The following is a 16,571-nucleotide window of genomic DNA, read 5'->3' as shown; positions in this document are numbered from 1 at the left end:
CGATGGCGATGGTCAGGGCGACTCCGGCGCAGGAGCCGATGTAGCGGAAGGTCTGCTGGGCGCCCGATCCCATCGCCGCCCGCGCGGCCGGGACGGGCTCCTCCGCGAGCAGTGGCGTGGCCGCGGTGAGGTGGCTCACTGTTCCCGCAGTGCCACCACGCTCGCCGCCGCCACCAGTGCCAGGGCCGCCGAGACCAGCATCGCGAGGTCCGCGCCGTGGGCGAGGTCGCCGGCGGAGGAGGTGGCGATGGCGATGGTCAGGGCGACTCCGGCGCAGGAGCCGATGTAGCGGAAGGTCTGCTGGGCGCCCGATCCCATCGCCGCCCGCGCGGCCGGGACGGATTCCACGGCGAGCAGTGGGAGCGCCGCGTTGAGCAGGCCGCTGCCGACGCCGGCCACCACGAGGCCGGGGAGCAGCCGTACCCAGGAACCCGCGTCCAGTGAGCCCAGCATGGTCAGCACGCCGGCCGAGTGCAGCAGGAAGCCGATCGCGAGCTGCCAGCGCGGCGGCACCCGGCCCGCGAGGCGCCGGACCTGGAGGGCCACCGCGAAGGACAGGCCGGACCAGAGGAGGAAGAGCCAGGCCGTGTCCATGGCGGACAGGCCGACTGTCTGCTGGAGGAGGGCCGGGAGGAAGCTGAACAGGCCGATCACCGCGAGACCCGTGAACAGGCCGCCGGCGGAGGAGGCCAGGAAACGGCGGTGGCGCAGCAGGTCCAGGTCGATCATCGGGGTGTCCGAGCGGCGTTCCACCGCCGCGAACACGGCGAGCAGGGCCACGGACGCCAGCAGCAACAGCCCGACCGGTGCCCGCAGCCAGCCGTCCCGGCCCAGGGTCAGCGCCGCCACCAGGGCGACCAGGGCGAGCCCGAAGGTCACCGCTCCGGCGAGGTCGGGGCGGCCGCCGCGCGGGGCCCGGGACTCCGTCAGGAGCCGTGCGGACAGGGCGGCCACGAGCACGGCGGCGACGCCGAGAACCCCGTACGACACTCTCCAGTTCGGCAGCGCGCCGCTCAGCAGGGGGCCGACCGCGATGCCGCCGCTCACGAACGCGCCCCACACGCCGGTCGCGTGCAGGCGGCCCCTGGGTGAGGGGAAGGCGTGCACGATCAGGCCCAGGCTGCTCGCGAGGAGCGCCGCGCTGGCCGCGCCCTGGGCGATTCGGGCCAGGGTGAACAGCCAGGTGGACGAGGTCAGCGCGCCGAGGGCGGTGGTGAGGCCCAGCGCGAGGGTGCCCGCGACGAAGATCCGGCGGCGGCCGTAGTCGTCGGCGAGGCTGCCGGCGACCAGAAGGAGGGCGGCGAGGCCGAGCGGGGTCCCGTTCAGGAGCCAGGCCTGGGCGGACAGTGGGGTGTGCAGGTCGGCGGCGACCTCGGGCAGCGTGACCATCGGCGCGGTGTACGTCATGAGGGCCACGGCGGTGGCGGCGCTGGTCAGGGCCAGGGTCGCGGAAGGGCGCGGGGGCGCTTCCGAGGGGGCGGGCGAGACCTGCGCCTCAGTCAAAGTTCGTTCACTGAACCTAGTCATGCGGGAAACCGTAGCAGAGTAGGTTCGGTCATTGAACCTACTGCGGGAAAATGGTTACAGTGGGCGTCATGGCACTGGGCAAGGACTACGCGACACAGGAATGCTCGATCGCCCGCGCGCTGGAGATCGTCGGCGAGCGCTGGACCCTGCTCGTCGTCCGCGACGCCCTCTACGGCGTCCGGCGGTACAACGACTTCCTCGTCCACCTCGGCATCCCGCGCGCGGTCCTCGCCGCCCGCCTCCAGATGCTCACCGAGGAGGGGATCCTCGAGAAGCGCCGGTACCAGGAGTCCCCGCCACGCGAGGAGTACGTCGTCACCGACCGTGCCATCGCCCTGTGGCCCACCCTGCGTGCCCTCGGCCGCTGGGGGCGCGAGCACCACGGCGAGACGGTGCTGCGAATCTTCCAGCACGCCGAGTGCGGTACCGAGATCGGCTCCTACGGCGAATGCCCCGCCTGCGCGCGGGTCGTACCGCTCGAGGAGGTGCTGATGCTGCCGGGCCCCGGACTCGACCCGGACCCGGCGGATCCGGTCAGCCGGGCGCTGCTCAGGCCGAAGAGGCTCTTGCAGCCGGTCGCGGTCGATCAGGTATAACCGGGGGAGGACCGACGACAGGGAGAGGGGGAGTGCCGTGATCCGCAGCTGGGCCGGCATGCGTCCCGCCGCCGCCCTCCTGCTCCTCCTCCTCGACGTCGTCCTTCTCGATGCCGGCAGCCTCTCCGCCGCCGTCGCCCTCGCCGCGACCGCCGCGGCCGGCTCCGCGTTCGCCGCCTGCTCGCTGCTCGCCTCGCGCTGCGCACCCGCCGTACCGCCCACCCGGGTTCGCACGGCCATCCGCGACCGCGACCGCCGTACGGCCTTCCTGCCGCAACGCGACCCCGACGCCAAGGGCCGCCCCCGCCCCCGAGCGCCCGGTCACGCCCTCCCGGCGACCACCGCGTAGGGGCTCACTCCCGTAGGGACACCCCACGCGGGTCGTCATGCCGCCTTGCTCACTTCCGGCACGACGAGACCCCCGGAGGGCTCACCCATGTCCGTCTTCGCTGATCTGGTCCAGCATCTCGCCGACCTGCTCCACCCCCTCTTCGGCGCCACCGCGGCCGCCGCCGCGATCGTCCTGTTCACCGCTTTCGTACGACTGCTCGTGCACCCCCTGTCCCGCGCCGCCGCCCGCGGCCAGAAGGCCCGCACCAGGCTCCAGCCGAAGATCGCCGAACTGCGCGCGACGCACAAGGACAGCCCCGACAAGCTCCAGAAGGCGGTGCTGGCCCTGCACGCCGAGGAGAAGATCTCACCGCTGTCCGGCTGCCTGCCCGGACTGTTCCAGCTGCCCGCGTTCTTCCTGCTGTACCACCTCTTCTCCAACACCACGATCGGCGGGAAGGCGAACGAACTGCTCGGCCACGAGCTGTTCGCCGCGCCGCTCGACGGACGCTGGGCGGACGCGCTCGGGCACGGCGGGGCGTTCGGGGGAGCCGGGCTCGTGTACGTCTGCCTGTTCGCGTTCGTGGCCGTGGTGGCGATCTTCAACTACCGCCGCACCAAGCGCATGATGGCCGCGAACCCGGTCGTGCCGGTCACGGACGGGCAGCCGGTCCCCGGCGCGGGCGCTATGAGCAAGGTCATGCCGTACCTGTCCTTCTTCACCCTCTTCACCGTCGCGGTGGTGCCGCTGGCGGCCGCGCTGTACGTGGTGACCAGTTCGACCTGGGCGGCGGTGGAGCGGGCGGTTCTCTACCGCTGACCGGTCCAGTCCGTGAACCGGGTATTGCGGAGCGGACATCGACCTTGGACGATCGACCAGTCATCCGATGGCTGCACCCGTCGGTGGACACCCCGCGATAGAGGGAGACTGTGATCATGAAGCTGCTGCGAGTCGGTACGGCGGGAACGGAGACGCCCGCGCTGCTCGACGCCGACGGGGTCCTGCGGGACCTGTCCGGTGTCGTGGACGACATCGACGGGACGCTGCTCGCCGACGACGCGGCACTGGGCCGGGTCCGCGCGGCCGCGGAGGCCGGGGACCTGCCTGCGCTGGACACCACGGGGCTCCGGGTCGGGCCACCGATCGCCCGGATCGGGAAGATCGTCTGCATCGGCCTGAACTACCACGACCACGCACGCGAGACGGGGGCCGAGCCGCCCGCCGAGCCGGTGATCTTCTTCAAGGCCGCGGACACGGTGGTGGGTCCTTATGACACGGTGCTGGTGCCCCGGCGGTCGGTGAAGACCGACTGGGAGGTCGAGCTGGCGGTCGTCATCGGGCGTACGGCCCGCTACCTGGAGTCCGTGGAGGACGCGCTCGCCCATGTCGCCGGGTACGCGGTGGCGCACGACGTGTCCGAGCGGGAGTTCCAGATCGAGCGCGGGGGGACCTGGGACAAGGGGAAGAACTGCGAGACGTTCAACCCCCTGGGGCCCTGGCTGGTGACGGCGGACGAGGTGCCGGATCCGCAGAACCTGTCCCTGAAGCTGTGGGTCAACGGGGATCTGAAGCAGAACGGCACGACCGCTGAGCAGATCTTCCCGGTGGGTGAAGTGGTGCGCTACGTCAGCCAGTTCATGACCCTGTACCCCGGGGATGTGATCAACACGGGCACGCCGGCCGGGGTCGCCATGGGAGAGCCCGAGCCCAAGCCCTATCTCCGGTCCGGGGACGTGGTGGAGCTGGAGATCTCGGGGCTCGGGCGTCAGCGCCAGGAGTTCAAGGACGCGTAGACGCTCCGCTGGGAGAACCGGGGACTGCGCGTTGTCCGGCGACTGCGGGCCGCCGGTGGCTTGTCGCCCACGCGGCGGAGCCGCAGATCGACACAGTCCCGCGCCCTTTGAAAGCCGCACCTCACCCAAGTAGCGATGCGAGCTCGCGCCATGCCTCCCTCGGGAGGCTGTAGCGCGGTCCTCCGTCCACGATCTGCAGGGCCACGTGATCCGCGCCCGCGTCGATGAACTCGTCCACGCGGGCGCGGATCTGCTCGTCCGTGCCCCAGGCGAAGACCGCGTCGACCAGGCGGTCGCTGCCGCCGTCCCTCAGGTCGTCCTCCGTGAAGCCGTTGCGGAGGAAGTTGTTGGTGTAGTTGGGCAGGCCCAGGTAGATGGCCAGGTAGTCGCGGGCCACGGTGCGGGCCCGCGCGGGGTCGGTTTCGAGGACGACCTTCAGCTCCGGGGCCAACAGGGGCTTCTCGCCCAGGAGTTCGCGGGATCGTGCCGTCTGGTCCGCGGTGATCAGGTACGGGATCGAGCCGGCCGAGCGGTCCCGGGCCAGCTCGATGGTTTTGGGGCCCAGTGCGGCCAGCACCCGGCCCTCGGCAGGGACTCCCGCCTCGTCCAGGGCGTCCAGGTAGGCCACCAGGGCCGAGTACGGGCGCCGGTACCGGTCGGCGATCTTGGCGTGGCTGACGCCCAGGCCAAGGACGAAACGGCCGGAGTGGGTGGCGTTCAGTTCGGTGAAGCTCGCGGCGGCGGCCTCCGGTTCGTGGTCCCAGATGCTCTGGATGCTGGTGCCGACGGCGATCCGCGAGGTCGCATCGAGGAGCGGGGCGGCGTTGGCGGCGGAGCTGCTGCCGCCCAGCCAGATCGCGCCGAACCCGAGTTCCTCCAGCTCGGCGGCGGCCTCGGCCCGTTCGCCTTGCTGGGCCGGGTCCTCCCCGCGCAGGCCGCCGCCGTTCCAGATGCCGTACTTGCCGATGATCTGCTTCATGGCAGGTGCCAACGCGCAAGGACCCGGCGGTCATTCCTGTCCCGGACTACCGGTCCTTGCTCAAGAACTCCTCCAGCGCCTCGACCACGAACCGGTGGTCCTGCAACTGGGGCAGACCCGAGACCGTCACCGTGCCGACGACGCCCACGCCCTCCACCGTGATCGGGAAGGAGCCGCCGTGGGCCGCGTACTCGTCCGGATCCAGGCGCGAGGACTCCTCGAAGGTGCTGCCCTTGGCGCGGAAGCGGGCGCCGACCAGGTAGGAGGCGGAGCCGTAGCGCTCCACGACCCGGCGCTTGCGGTCGATCCAGGCGTCGTTGTCCGGGGCGGAGCCCGGCAGGGCCGCGTGGAAGAGCTGCTGGCCGCCGGGGTGGATGTCGATCGCCACCGGCGCCTGCCGCTCCCGGGCCATCTCCACCAGCAGGGAGCCCAGCGCCCACGCGTCGTCGTACGTGAACTGCCGGAAGACCAGGCGGCGTTCCTGCGCCTCCAGCTCCTCCAGCGGCGGGGTGAGTTCCGGCTGGAACTTCGGGGTCAGCTCGGTGTTGTGCGTCACAGCTTCACCGCCACTCCGTCGAGGGCCGAACGGCGCGCCGCCTCCAGTACGTCGAGGGCGGCGGCCGCCTCCAGCGCGGTCACCGGGTTGGTGCCGCCGTCGGTCAGGGCCCTGGCCACGGCCGCATAGTAAGCCGGGTAGTCGCCGGGGAGGGTGGGGACGGGGCTGCCGCCGCCCGTCACGGGGGACTCACCCGAGCCCAGCCGGCCCCACAGCGACTCGGGCTCCCGGCCCCAGCCGGCCGCGGCGCCGGGCCGCTCACCCTCGCGCAGGGCCGCCTCCTGCGGGTCCAGGCCGTACTTCACATAGCCCGCCTTGGAGCCCAGCACTCGGAAACGGGGGCCGAGTTGAGCGGTGGTGGCGGAGACGTAGAGGTGGGAGCGGACGCCGCTCGCGTGGGTGATCGCGAGGAACGTGTCGTCGTCGATCTCGGCGCCCGGGCGGCGGACGTCCGCCTCGGCGTACACGGAGGCGGCGGGTCCGAAGAGGGTCAGGGCCTGGTCGACGACATGGCTGCCGAGGTCGTAGAGCAGACCTCCGATCTCTGCGGGGTCGCCGGACTCGCGCCAGCCGCCCTTGGGCTGCGGCCGCCACCGCTCGAAACGGGACTCGAAGCGCCATACGTCGCCCAGCTCGCCCTCGTCGAGGAGCTTGCGGAGCGTCAGGAAGTCGTTGTCCCAGCGCCGGTTCTGGAAGACGGAGAGCAGCAGGCCGCGCTCCTCGGCCAGCGCCGCCAGCTGTCGCGCCTCGGCCGCGGTCCCCGCGATCGGCTTGTCGACCACGACCGGCAGGCCGGCCTTCAGGGCGGTGGTGGCGAGCGGGACGTGCGTCCTGTTCGGAGACGCGATGACGATCAGGTCCAGCTCGCCGGCGCGGGCGAACAGCTCGTCGGCGCCCTGGACCGTACGGACGTCCGGGTACTCGGCGCGGGCCTGTGCCTGCCGCTCGGGGTTCGAGGTGACCACCGTGTCGAGGGTGAGGCCCTCGGTGGCGGCGATCAGCGGGGCGTGGAAGACGGAGCCCGCGAGGCCGTAGCCGACGAGGCCCACGCGGAGGTCAGCAGCAGCAGTCATGCCCTCCACTTTCGCAACGCTGTTGCCAAAGTGCAAGTGTGGCGGACAATGGCAGGCGTGAACAGGACGAACGGCGGCGTCAACCTCCCGGCCCTGCGCAGCCACAACACCGCGCTCCTGCTCGACCTGCTGCGGGGCGCGGGCGCCGGGGGAATCAGCCGACTCGAACTCGCCGACCGCACGGGCCTCACCCCGCAGGCCGTCAGCAAGATCACCGCCCGGCTGCGGGAGGAGGGCCTCGCGGCGGAGGCGGGCCACCGCGCCTCGACGGGCGGCAAGCGGCGGACGGTACTGCGTCTCGTACCCGGGGCGGGCCACGCGGCGGGCGTCCACCTGGACCGCGACGCGCTGCGGACGGTGCTGGTGGATCTCGCGGGCACGGTGGTGCGGGAACGACGCGCCGAGCTGGACCTGGGTGCGGGGGCGGAGGCTGTCGTGGCGGCGGTCGGGGGGGAGGTGGAGGCGCTGGTGGCGGGGGTGGCCGGTGCGGACACAGGGGCCACCGGTCCGCCGGAGCTCCCCGCCGACCGTCTCTCTGCCCTCCTCGGCGTCGGCGTCGCCCTCCCCGGCCCCCTCGACCACACCCGAGGTGTGCTGCACCGCGTCACCGGCTTCCCCGAGTGGGACGGCTTCCCTCTGCGGGACGCCCTCGCGCGGCGGCTCGGGGTGCCCGTCGTGGTCGACAAGGACACCAACGCGGCCGCGCTGGGGCTCGCGGTCGCGGGGGAGCGCGGGTCGTTCGCGTATCTGCATCTCGGTACGGGTCTCGGTGCCGGGCTCGTCATCGGCGGCACCGTGCACCGCGGTGCACGGACCGGGGCCGGGGAGTTCGGACACCAGGTCGTCCAGCTCGACGGACCGCTCTGCGGCTGCGGCGACAGGGGCTGCGTAGAGGCGCTGTGCCTGGCGGCGGTGGCCCGGGGCGACCTCACCGAAGCGGCCCGGGTCCTCGGCATCGCGGCCGGCAACCTCGTCGCCCTCCTCGACATCGACCTGGTCCTGCTGGGCGGCCGTACCGTCACCTCCGCCCCGGACGCGTTCCTACGAGGCGTCGAAGCCGTCCTCGACGAACGCGCCCGGCGCACCGGCGAGGAACCGGTCCTCGTCCGAGCCGCGGCCGACGAGGTCGCCGAAGGCGCGGCCCAGCTCGTACTGGCCCCACTCTTCGGCCGCGCCGACGCCTGACGGCCGGGCCTAGCAGGCACCCCGACCCGACCCGACCCGACCCGACCGGTCCGCCTCCGTTCCGCGCGCCCGAGCCGGCACGGAGTGCACCGATCCACGCTCGCCCTGCGATGGGGCGCGCCCGCGTCGAGCACCGCGCGGGCCGTGCGACCGGCACGCGGGCTGACGTCGTGCGCCGGGCGGGCCGTGAGTCCGGGATGCCGGGGACGCCTTCGCCGGGCGCACGGCCGATCCGTGCGGGTGAGCGCTCGGGCGGCGTGCCGTCCCGTATCGGGTCGGGTCCGGGCCGTCGAGCCCGGCGGCGTCCGCGTCCCGCGCTTGATGCCGGCCCCGTCGCGCCGCCGGTCGCCGAACCCGCGCAGCGCGACGCCCTCGCCCTGGACCCCGCCCCGCGTCCGCTGATCGAGGGGACTTCACGGGGTGTACGGAGCGGCATCCCCCGTTGGGCGTCGCCGCCCGGCATGGTCATGTGTTCATGCGACGGTATGTACGTGGTGACACGCCCGCCCTCCTCGGCCTCGCGGCGGCAGCTGCCCTGACCCCTGCGGCCTCTGCTCACGCTGCCCTCACTCCGGCGGCCCCTGCTGCACCCGCCCGGATTCCCGCGACCCCTGCTGCAGTCAACCCCGCCCCCGTAGGTGGCTCCTGCGCGCCCGCCGGACGCGACTTCCCCCTCACCACCCGTATTCACGGCGGTCCCGCCGTGTACGAGGCCGGTGGGGACTTCGGGACCTGGTATCTGGATCTCGTCAACACGACCCGGCACACCTGTGGCGGGATCCACCCGGTCGTCGTCCTCGTCGACGAGCGGCACGTCCTGAAGCCGTCCCAGCCCCGTCTGGAGTTCTACGACGGCCCCCGCCCCCGCGCCGTCCGGTTCGAGACCACCGACGAGGACGAACTCGTCGGGGCCTTCGGAGGTGCCGGGCTCACCGTCGGCCCCGGAAAGACCCTCACCGTGAAGGTACGGCTCGCGGTCGCCGCGGACGCCGTACCCAACGAGGTCACCGTCAACGCGGCCGTCGTCCAGCGGCACGGCGACGACGGCGACTGGGTGGGGCAGTCCAACGACTACCGCTTCAACATCGGCTCCGCCGCGGACACACCGTCCGACACCCCCACCACCCCCACCCCTGACGGCCTCCCCTTCGCGGACGCGGCCGAAGAACTCGCCAGCACCGGCCCCGTCGTGGCCGCCGCCGTCCTCGGCGGGGCCGCCCTCCTCCTGGTCACCGCGGGCGCGATCCTCCGAGCCCGGGGCCGCCGCTGACCCCGGACCGTCCGGGACCTGCCCCCAACCGGCCATTCCCCCAAGATCCGGCCAGTGTCTAGGCTGGGGCCGACGCAGCACGGCGTACACGCGTACGGCAGGAGATCCCGCACATGGCAGACCGCAAGCCCATCGATTCGTGGCTCACCGACATGGACGGTGTGCTCATCCACGAGGGCGTACCGATCCCCGGTGCCGACGCCTTCCTCAAGAAGCTCCGGGAGTCCGGCAAGCCGTTCCTGGTGCTGACCAACAACTCCATCTACACCCCGCGCGACCTGCACGCCCGCCTGCGCCGCATGGGCCTGGACGTGCCGATCGAGAACATCTGGACCTCCGCCCTGGCCACCGCACAGTTCCTGGACGACCAGCGGCCCGAGGGGACGGCGTACGTCATCGGCGAGGCGGGTCTGACCACCGCCCTGCACGACATCGGCTACATCCTCACCGACCACGAGCCCGACTACGTCGTCCTCGGAGAGACCCGCACCTACTCCTTCGAGGCCATGACCAAGGCGGTCCGGCTCATCAACGACGGCGCCCGTTTCATCTGCACCAACCCCGACGAGACCGGCCCCTCCGCCGAGGGCGCGCTGCCGGCCACCGGTGCCGTCGCCGCCCTGATCACCAAGGCGACCGGCAAGCAGCCGTACTTCGCGGGCAAGCCCAACCCGCTGATGATGCGCACCGGGCTCAACACCATCGGCGCGCACTCCGAGACCAGCGCGATGATCGGCGACCGCATGGACACCGACGTCCTGGCCGGCATGGAGGCCGGCATGCAGACCTTCCTGGTGCTCACCGGCCTGACCCGGCCCGAGCAGGTCGAGGCCTTCCCGTACCGGCCCTCCAAGGTCGTGGACTCGATCGCGGACCTCGTCGACCGGATCTGAGGACCTGCAGACCTGCAGACCTGCAGACCTGAGAAGTCAATTCCAACCGAGCAACAGGAGGCCCCCGAACGCCTGGTACGTCGCGGTCAACCGCAACAGCGGCAAGGCACTGGACGTGGCGGGCGGGAGCTCCGCGGACGGCGCCGCGGTCACGCAGTGAGCCCGGCACGACGGGACCAACCAGCCGGTTGAAGGCGAGGCACTCCGGCAAGCTGCTGGACGTCTCCAGCCGGTCGACGGCCGACAACGCCGCCATCCACACGTGGAGCGACCACGGTGGCGCGAATCAGCAGTTCCGGTTGGCGGACTCACCGGACGGATACGTCCGGTTGATCAACCGCAACAGCGGGAAGGCCGTCGAGGTACCGGGCTTCTCCTCCGCCGACGGGACCGGCATCGTCCAGTACTCGGACTGGGGCGGCGTGCACCAGCAGTGGAAGCTCGTCCGCGCCGGCTTCGCGGGCTTGCCGACCTGCTGACAAGTCACTGCGTTCGGTGGACGGACTCGAACTCGTCCGGTCCGTGGCCGAGCGGATGCTCCAGGAGCTGATCTGCCGCTTGTTCGTTTTCTGACCGCCGACGCCGGCGCGGAGGCCGACGGCCCGGCGCGTACGCCACGGGTGGGTGGCGTCGCTGCCGGGCCGTCAGTCACTCACGCGGTCTCACTTCCCGTGCAAACCCCTGCGGCGATGTCCGCGAAGCACCAGCACGCCGCCGCCGGCGATGACCAGAAGGCCACCGAGGGCGCTGTACGTGACAGCGTTGCTCACCCCGGTGGAAGCCAGGTCGCCGGACGTGCCGCTCGGGCTCGGCTGGCCGACGGGTGCGCCGATCTCCCCCTGCGCACGGGTGCCGGTAGTGCCGGGGGCGGAGACAACCGGCGTGACGGCGGTCGGCGTGGCGGCGGGCGTCGGCTTGTCAGCGCCGGCTGTCCCCGACGCGGGCTTCAGCTGAAGAGTCGTGATCGAGTACGGCGGCAGCGTCTGCGCGACCGCTGTGCCCCGCTTCGCCGTCGTCAGGGCCGTGCCTCCCTTGGCATACGAAACGGTCGTGACCGCCCCTGCGGCCGGGGTGAATCCGGCGTACGAGAGCGACACCTGCGCCGCGTTCTGCGGGCTCTTGTTGGTCAGCATGACGTTCAGACCGCCGTTGCTGCTCCGCACCGCGTGCACAGTGACCGACGAGTTGCGCGAGGACGACTTGACCATGGTGTCGCCAGGCTTCGCCAGTGCGGTCAGTGAGCGGATGCCCCAGTAGGTGGGGAAGGGCGTGTCGCGCGGCGGTTGGCACTTCCCCCCGGCGCAGGATCCGGCGGAGAGGATGCCCCCGTCCTGGTAGTCGGTCTGGCCGTTGACGGTGGAGGGTGCCTGGTCCGTGCCGTTGTGCAGGTTCCACCAGTCCACGTGGGTGGCGCCTTGCTCGAACCAGGTCATGTAGGTGTCCGGCGCGAACAGGGCTGCGGCCTGGCTGGTCAGGGCGGGTGAGAACGCGGCGTCCGTCTCGGTGACCGCGATCTCCACCGAAGCAGCGCGCGAGCCCGCGTACTTGGCGATCAGCGAGCGCAGCGAGGACCTGACACCGGAGATCCGGGAGGGGGTCTTCAGCAGGTCGGCCGTGGTTTTGCCGCCCGGATACCAGTGGACGATGACGAAGTCGATCGAGGTTCCCGCGATGGAGAGCACCGTGTTGTTCCAGTCGGCGCTGTCACCGGGAGCCTTCTCCGCATCCGGCCAGAAGCCGGGGGTGGTGAGCACCGCTCCGATCTTCACCTTCGGGTCCACGGCCTTCATCGCCTTCGCGTAGGCGACCAGGTTCTTCCCGTACTCCTTCGGGCTCTTGTCGGCGTGCGTGTCGGTTTCCCAGCCCTTGCCGTTGCCGTAGTGCCCGTTGCCGTAGACCTCGTTGCCGATCTCCCAGTACTTCACGCCGTAACCTTTGTCGACGTTGGCGTACTTGACCCAGTCGGCGGCCTCCTGGGGGGTGCCGGAACCGTAGTTCGCGGTCAGGATCGGCTGGGCGCCGACCTTCTTCGCGGTGGCCATGAAGCTGTCGAAGTCGGTGTTGGGCACGATCCAGCCGCCGTTGCCCATGGTGTGGGTCTTCCAGTGGAAGTCGTCCGCGCCGGAGCCGCCGGGATAGCGAAGCTGCCGAACTCCCGCGGCCTTCATCAGCGATGTCACCTTGGCGTCCCCCATGCGGTCGTCGCCGACGCCCGTGTTGAGGCCGACACCACTGCTGGGCACCGTGCCCAAGGAGGTACCGGCATCCACACTGATGCCGACGGTCGTCGCGGCGCCCGCGCTGGGCGCCAGGGCGCCGACACCGGCCGAGGCGGCGAGCACCGCCACCGCTCCCACGACCAGATGCCGGCGCATCCGGCTACGGCGGGGCGTGCGCCCCCGAGGCATCGGCTGCTCGGCGGGTCTCGGGTCGTCTGATGACACGTAATGCTCCGATCAGGGTCTTGACACACAGAGGGCGTAGCGCCGCTGACCACGGCTCGCCCTCGTCGGTACACCCCTAAGTGGCCACTCAGAGCGGAAAGGTTGCCGTCTCAATCATTTTTCGCCGAGACGCGGTCACACCGTCTCGCTGGACCCGGTGCCCCGATGACACGCCCGGGCCGCTCGCTGCTCATGATCGTTCTCAGCGCCATCGGCCTGGATGCCCTCGGTCATCACGACCGCCTGCCGAACTGCCGGTTGTGCACCCGGAGGCGGCGTACCGGTCCGGGGTCGGGATGGCGCGTGCCGTGTCCTGGGTCCGGCCTCCGGACCAACGCCGCCGTCCCCAGCCGGGTGGCGCCGTGGTCGGACAGCCGCGGCCCGTAGGCGATCAGCTGGTCAAGGTCGAGCGGCACCGCCAGGTCGGCGGCCTGTCCCGTGCCCAGGTCGAGCACCAGGTCAGGTCTGATCCGCGGCGCGCAGGGCCCGCGCCAGCCATTCCAGCTCCTCGGTCGCGTCGGGCGAGGAATTCTGCCCGCGCACACGGGCGACGAGCCTGCGGTAGTGCTCCGCTCCCGCCTCGATCCCGGCCTCCAGGCTGCGCAGCACGGCGGCCCGATCGGCGTCACCGAACAGCTCGGACAGCACCTCGGCCGCTGCCGGCCCCTCGGGAGCAACCCCGCCTTCTCTGACCTCCGTGACGGTCTGCACGATCTGCCTGGCCCACCAGATGGACGCCCCGGGGGGACGGCCCTGCCCCGGTATGGGGGTGTTGAGCTCCATCCATGTGCGCAACCGGGCACGGAACCCAGGGTCCCGAACCAATTCGGCCAATTCGATCCAGGCGTCGACCTGCTCAGGTGTGGGGTCGTCGGGCAATTCGATGCTGAAGGCGCGCATGCGGTCGAGCAGGCGCGGGTCGTCGAGGCCGCCGAACACCTCCTCCTTGAACTCGTCGATGATCTGCTTGCGCTCGGCGGCGGAAAGCCGCGCCAACCGGTTCATCAGTGCTGTCTCCTCAACGGTCGAACCCCGTTTCGCCACGGTGGACAGGACGGCCCGGCTCACCTTGAGGGAGCGGATCTGCGCGTCGAGCGCGGCCACATGCGCGTCGGCGACCGCGGCGACCGTGGTGCGGCCGCTCAGGACACGGCACACGTCGTCGAGCCCGAGGCCCAGCTCCCGCAGGGTGCGGACCAGCTCGACGCGGGCCACGGACTCGGCGTCGTACAACCGGTAGCCGCCCGCGGAACGGCCCACAGGCGGCACCGCGCCCTCGTCCGACCAGAAGCGCAGGGTACGTACCGGAAGTCCGGTGCGGTGCGCGAGCCGGCCAATGGTGAGCACGTCGGGGCGTTCGTCGTCCATGAGTAAGATCCTGAACCCTCCGGCGGCTGGAGACTCAAGCGCCTGACCGGCCGATCAGGTGAACGAGAGAGACACGCGTTGCTCGCCCCGGACAGGCCGGTCCACTTCTGGTTGGCACCGCCGTGGCACGACCAGAGCCGCACCTCCGTGCCGTTGGCCTTGCCCCAGCCCGAGACCTCCAGGCACAGGATCTGCGGCCTGACCCGAACGGAGCAACGCAGCGCTTCCCGGGGTGCGGGCCCTGGGCCCCCGGGAGACCCTCCAGACATCTGGAGGTTCACGATGCGTTCCCTACGCCTCACTCTCTGTACCGCGACCCTGGCTCTCGCCGCCTTCGTCCCGCCCGCGCAGGCGGCGGACGGCGGCAGCGTCTCGGTGACCCCGTCGACCCCCGCCGCCGGTGCCGACCTCACGCTGCGGGTGACCGGCTGCGCGGGGAGGACGGCCACCGCCGCCTCGGCCGCGTTCGTCGCCGACGCCCGGCTGACGGGGGCCGGCGGCAGCCTCGCCGGTGAGACCCGTGTCCGCTCCTCGGCCGAGCCCGGCCCCTACGACGTGCGGATCACCTGCGCCGACCTAGAGGTGAAGGGCAGGATCACCGTCGCAGCGGCGAAGGGCGGCACCGCCCCGGCGTCCCCCGCCGCCCCCGTCGACGCCGGCGGCGGCTGGACCGCCACCCACCTGTCCTCCATGGCGCCCCAGGCCACCGGGCCCGGCACCGGGCAGGCGGTGACGGGCCTGGTGCTCACCGGAGCCGCGGCGCTGGCCGTCGTGCTGCGCCGCAGCCGCCGGAGCCGTGGGACGGGCTGACCGGTGACGTACCCACGGCTGCTGACCGGCGTGACCTGGGCGGTGCTGCTCCTCGGGCTGTGGCTGTGGGGCAGCGAGCTCACCGACGTACGGCACGGCAGGTCCGCGTCGGCCATCGGTGACGTGGCCGCGCTCGGGCGCCCGCTCGAGGCCGTCGAACTGCCGCCCGCCGCACGGCCGTTGACGAAAGCACGGCCCCTGCGCCTCGACATCCCGGACCTCGGGGTGCAGGCGCCCGTGGTGGCCCGTGGCCTGGACGTCCGGGGTGCCCCCGACCCGCCGCCCTTCGACCAGCCCGGCGTCGTCGGCTGGTACGCGGCCGGCGCGCAACCCGGGGCCGCCGGGACCGCGCTCATGGTGGGACACGTCGACACCGAGACCCGGCCCGCCGTCTTCCACCGGATCAGCGCCCTCGAACCGGGCGAGAGGGTCCGGGTGATCCGCGACGACGGCAGGGTCGCCGAGTTCACCGTGGACGACGTGCGGGTCCTCGGCCGCGAGCACTTCGACGCCCACCAGGCCTACGGTCCCCGTGTGCCGGGCCGCGCGGAACTGCGCCTGATCACCTGCGGCGGCACCTTCGACCGGGCGAGCCGCAGCTACACGGCGAACGTGATCGTCTCGGCGTATCTGACGGGCACCGGCCTGTAGGACTCCCGCAGGCTGACCCGGCCCGGTCGGCGACCCGCTCCCCCTGAAGTCGCCGACCGGGCTGGTCCTCGACCACGCGCGCACGGGTTGCGGGAGTAACCCGGCGGGCGCGGGAGGTCTGGAAGCTCGGTGGTGATGACTGCGGCCAGGGGCTGGGGCCGTCACTCATGAGAAGACTCTAGAACGGATGAGCGCCCGGGCCTAGAGGCTGACTGACGCCAAGTCCCGTACTCGTGGCTCTCCGTCATCCGCCCTGGTGGTCAGCGCTCTACGCGGGGTCCGCCGGCGCCTGCGTCGATCTCCCGGAGCAGTTCGGCGTCGTCCGCGGCGCCCTCGATGACCGCGCTCGCCACCTGGTCCAGGGGCAGCCGGTGCCGTCGCGCGTACTGCCGTAGCGCCATGAACGCCTGGTCGGCGGCGACGCCCCAGCGCTCGGCGAGCATCCCCTTGGCCTGCTCGACGCGGACCCTGCTGGACAGGGCTTGCTGCAACTGACCGGACAGAGTGCGGTACCGGGCGTAGGTGTGACGGTTCTGCAGACCGAGGGCGGCGGCGTCGGCGAGAGCCTGGGCGACATGGAGCTCGGAGGTGACGTCGTCGTCCGGACCGGTGCCGGGCAGTGTCGGCGCGAACACGTTGAGGGCGCCCAGCAGGTTCTCGCGGCAGCGCAGCGGAACCGCGAACGTGGTCACGATGTCGTGCCCGAGGGCCCGTTCGGTGAAGTCGGGCCAGCGGGCGGCCGCGTGGGCGACCCGTATGGAGACCGGGGGTACGGGTTTTCCCGAGCCGTAGCTGTCCAGACAGGGCCCGCCGCCGCGCTGCGCCTCCAGCAGGTCAAGCGCCACCTGCTCGTGCCGGCTGCCGGCGGCCAGCGACACCGGCCGGCCGCCGTCGATGAGCATCACCCCGGCCGCCCGCGCGTCCAGCAGCTCCACGCAGCGGTCGGAGACCTGTTGTAAGTACCGGGTGGCCTCGAAGTCCTCGGCCAGAGTGTCCGCCGCCTCCACCAGCGCCGAAGCCAGCCGGATCTCCCAGTTGGCGTACCGCATCGCTGAGCACTCCCCTCATCGACGAGCGCCCCCGTACGGCGCGCCC

General features: G+C 72.0%; 18 protein-coding genes and 2 pseudogenes. 11 read left to right on the top strand and 9 right to left on the bottom strand.

Going from position 1 to position 16,571, the window contains the following annotated elements:
* Nucleotides 1-135: 135 nt before the first annotated feature.
* Nucleotides 136-1,527 carry an MFS transporter gene (locus ACIRP7_RS02335; RefSeq protein WP_403652774.1) on the bottom strand — a complete coding sequence of 464 codons (1,392 nt, stop codon included), beginning with the start codon at nucleotides 1,525-1,527 and terminating at the stop codon, nucleotides 136-138.
* 68 nt (nucleotides 1,528-1,595) lie between these two features.
* On the opposite strand from ACIRP7_RS02335, the gene ACIRP7_RS02330 reads away from it, so the two are divergent.
* From ACIRP7_RS02330 to ACIRP7_RS02315, 4 genes are all read left to right on the top strand, one after another.
* Nucleotides 1,596-2,123 (top strand): winged helix-turn-helix transcriptional regulator, encoded by a 528-nt coding sequence (locus ACIRP7_RS02330; RefSeq protein ID WP_403652771.1) that lies wholly within the window; start codon nucleotides 1,596-1,598, stop codon nucleotides 2,121-2,123.
* A 58-nt stretch (nucleotides 2,124-2,181) separates the two neighbouring features.
* Nucleotides 2,182-2,472: a DUF6412 domain-containing protein gene (locus ACIRP7_RS02325; RefSeq protein ID WP_403653027.1), complete on the top strand. Its 291-nt coding sequence runs from the start codon at nucleotides 2,182-2,184 to the stop codon at nucleotides 2,470-2,472.
* An 87-nt stretch (nucleotides 2,473-2,559) separates the two neighbouring features.
* On the top strand, nucleotides 2,560-3,273 hold the full coding sequence (locus ACIRP7_RS02320; RefSeq protein ID WP_403652768.1) for a YidC/Oxa1 family membrane protein insertase: 714 nt from the start codon (nucleotides 2,560-2,562) through the stop codon (nucleotides 3,271-3,273).
* Between the two features lie 116 nt (nucleotides 3,274-3,389).
* Nucleotides 3,390-4,247, top strand: a complete 858-nt coding sequence (locus ACIRP7_RS02315) for a fumarylacetoacetate hydrolase family protein (RefSeq protein ID WP_403652765.1) — start codon at nucleotides 3,390-3,392, stop codon at nucleotides 4,245-4,247.
* Nucleotides 4,248-4,368: 121 nt separating this feature from the next.
* Here the strand turns inward: ACIRP7_RS02315 and ACIRP7_RS02310 are convergent, their stop codons facing one another.
* Genes ACIRP7_RS02310 through ACIRP7_RS02300 form a run of 3 tightly spaced genes read right to left on the bottom strand, consistent with a single transcriptional unit; the run spans nucleotide 4,369 to nucleotide 6,855 of the window.
* Nucleotides 4,369-5,226 carry an LLM class F420-dependent oxidoreductase gene (locus tag ACIRP7_RS02310; RefSeq protein WP_403652762.1) on the bottom strand — a complete coding sequence of 286 codons (858 nt, stop codon included), beginning with the start codon at nucleotides 5,224-5,226 and terminating at the stop codon, nucleotides 4,369-4,371.
* Nucleotides 5,227-5,272: 46 nt separating this feature from the next.
* Nucleotides 5,273-5,782, bottom strand: a complete 510-nt coding sequence (locus tag ACIRP7_RS02305) for a heme-degrading domain-containing protein (protein WP_403652759.1) — start codon at nucleotides 5,780-5,782, stop codon at nucleotides 5,273-5,275.
* Nucleotides 5,779-6,855 (bottom strand): Gfo/Idh/MocA family oxidoreductase, encoded by a 1,077-nt coding sequence (locus ACIRP7_RS02300; protein WP_403652755.1) that lies wholly within the window; start codon nucleotides 6,853-6,855, stop codon nucleotides 5,779-5,781. The genes ACIRP7_RS02305 and ACIRP7_RS02300 overlap by 4 nt, the downstream gene beginning before the upstream one ends.
* A 48-nt stretch (nucleotides 6,856-6,903) precedes the next feature.
* Here ACIRP7_RS02300 and ACIRP7_RS02295 point away from each other — a divergent pair, with 48 nt between their 5' ends.
* The 5 genes from ACIRP7_RS02295 (at nucleotide 6,904) to ACIRP7_RS02275 (ending at nucleotide 10,682) form a co-directional block, all read left to right on the top strand.
* On the top strand, nucleotides 6,904-8,040 hold the full coding sequence (locus ACIRP7_RS02295; RefSeq protein ID WP_403652753.1) for an ROK family protein: 1,137 nt from the start codon (nucleotides 6,904-6,906) through the stop codon (nucleotides 8,038-8,040).
* Nucleotides 8,041-8,515: 475 nt separating this feature from the next.
* Complete coding sequence (locus ACIRP7_RS02290; protein ID WP_403652751.1) at nucleotides 8,516-9,310, top strand: hypothetical protein; 795 nt, start codon at nucleotides 8,516-8,518, stop codon at nucleotides 9,308-9,310.
* Between the two features lie 113 nt (nucleotides 9,311-9,423).
* Nucleotides 9,424-10,203 (top strand): HAD-IIA family hydrolase, encoded by a 780-nt coding sequence (locus ACIRP7_RS02285; protein WP_280851281.1) that lies wholly within the window; start codon nucleotides 9,424-9,426, stop codon nucleotides 10,201-10,203.
* Between the two features lie 4 nt (nucleotides 10,204-10,207).
* Nucleotides 10,208-10,363, top strand: a complete 156-nt coding sequence (locus ACIRP7_RS02280; RefSeq protein WP_403653025.1) for an RICIN domain-containing protein — start codon at nucleotides 10,208-10,210, stop codon at nucleotides 10,361-10,363.
* A gap of 28 nt (nucleotides 10,364-10,391) precedes the next feature.
* Nucleotides 10,392-10,682, top strand: coding sequence for an RICIN domain-containing protein (locus ACIRP7_RS02275; protein ID WP_403652748.1), 291 nt, complete (start codon nucleotides 10,392-10,394; stop codon nucleotides 10,680-10,682).
* Between the two features lie 183 nt (nucleotides 10,683-10,865).
* On the opposite strand, the gene ACIRP7_RS02270 is transcribed toward ACIRP7_RS02275, so the two are convergent.
* The 4 genes and pseudogenes from ACIRP7_RS02270 to ACIRP7_RS02255 all read right to left on the bottom strand — a co-directional run.
* Nucleotides 10,866-12,578: an LPXTG cell wall anchor domain-containing protein gene (locus ACIRP7_RS02270; protein WP_403652745.1), complete on the bottom strand. Its 1,713-nt coding sequence runs from the start codon at nucleotides 12,576-12,578 to the stop codon at nucleotides 10,866-10,868.
* A 302-nt stretch (nucleotides 12,579-12,880) separates the two neighbouring features.
* Nucleotides 12,881-13,105, bottom strand: a pseudogene (locus tag ACIRP7_RS02265) (hypothetical protein); the annotation flags it as partial.
* A 1-nt stretch (nucleotide 13,106) separates the two neighbouring features.
* Nucleotides 13,107-14,015, bottom strand: a complete 909-nt coding sequence (locus ACIRP7_RS02260; protein ID WP_403652742.1) for a MerR family transcriptional regulator — start codon at nucleotides 14,013-14,015, stop codon at nucleotides 13,107-13,109.
* Nucleotides 14,016-14,071: 56 nt separating this feature from the next.
* A pseudogene (locus ACIRP7_RS02255) lies at nucleotides 14,072-14,284 on the bottom strand (RICIN domain-containing protein); the annotation flags it as partial.
* 13 nt (nucleotides 14,285-14,297) lie between these two features.
* Between ACIRP7_RS02255 and ACIRP7_RS02250 the strand changes: the two are divergent.
* Nucleotides 14,298-14,825, top strand: a complete 528-nt coding sequence (locus tag ACIRP7_RS02250) for a hypothetical protein (protein WP_403652739.1) — start codon at nucleotides 14,298-14,300, stop codon at nucleotides 14,823-14,825.
* Between the two features lie 3 nt (nucleotides 14,826-14,828).
* A complete protein-coding gene (locus ACIRP7_RS02245) occupies nucleotides 14,829-15,476 on the top strand; it encodes a class F sortase (protein WP_403652736.1) in 648 nt (215 codons plus the stop codon).
* 260 nt (nucleotides 15,477-15,736) lie between these two features.
* Here the strand turns inward: ACIRP7_RS02245 and ACIRP7_RS02240 are convergent, their stop codons facing one another.
* Nucleotides 15,737-16,525, bottom strand: coding sequence for a GAF and ANTAR domain-containing protein (locus ACIRP7_RS02240; RefSeq protein ID WP_403652733.1), 789 nt, complete (start codon nucleotides 16,523-16,525; stop codon nucleotides 15,737-15,739).
* Between the last annotated feature and the right edge of the window lie 46 nt (nucleotides 16,526-16,571).

The sequence above is a fragment of the Streptomyces sp. NPDC102270 genome (genome assembly GCF_044766405.1).
Taxonomy (GTDB): Bacteria; Actinomycetota; Actinomycetes; order Streptomycetales; family Streptomycetaceae; genus Streptomyces.
This window is presented reverse-complemented; position numbering and strand designations above follow the sequence as displayed.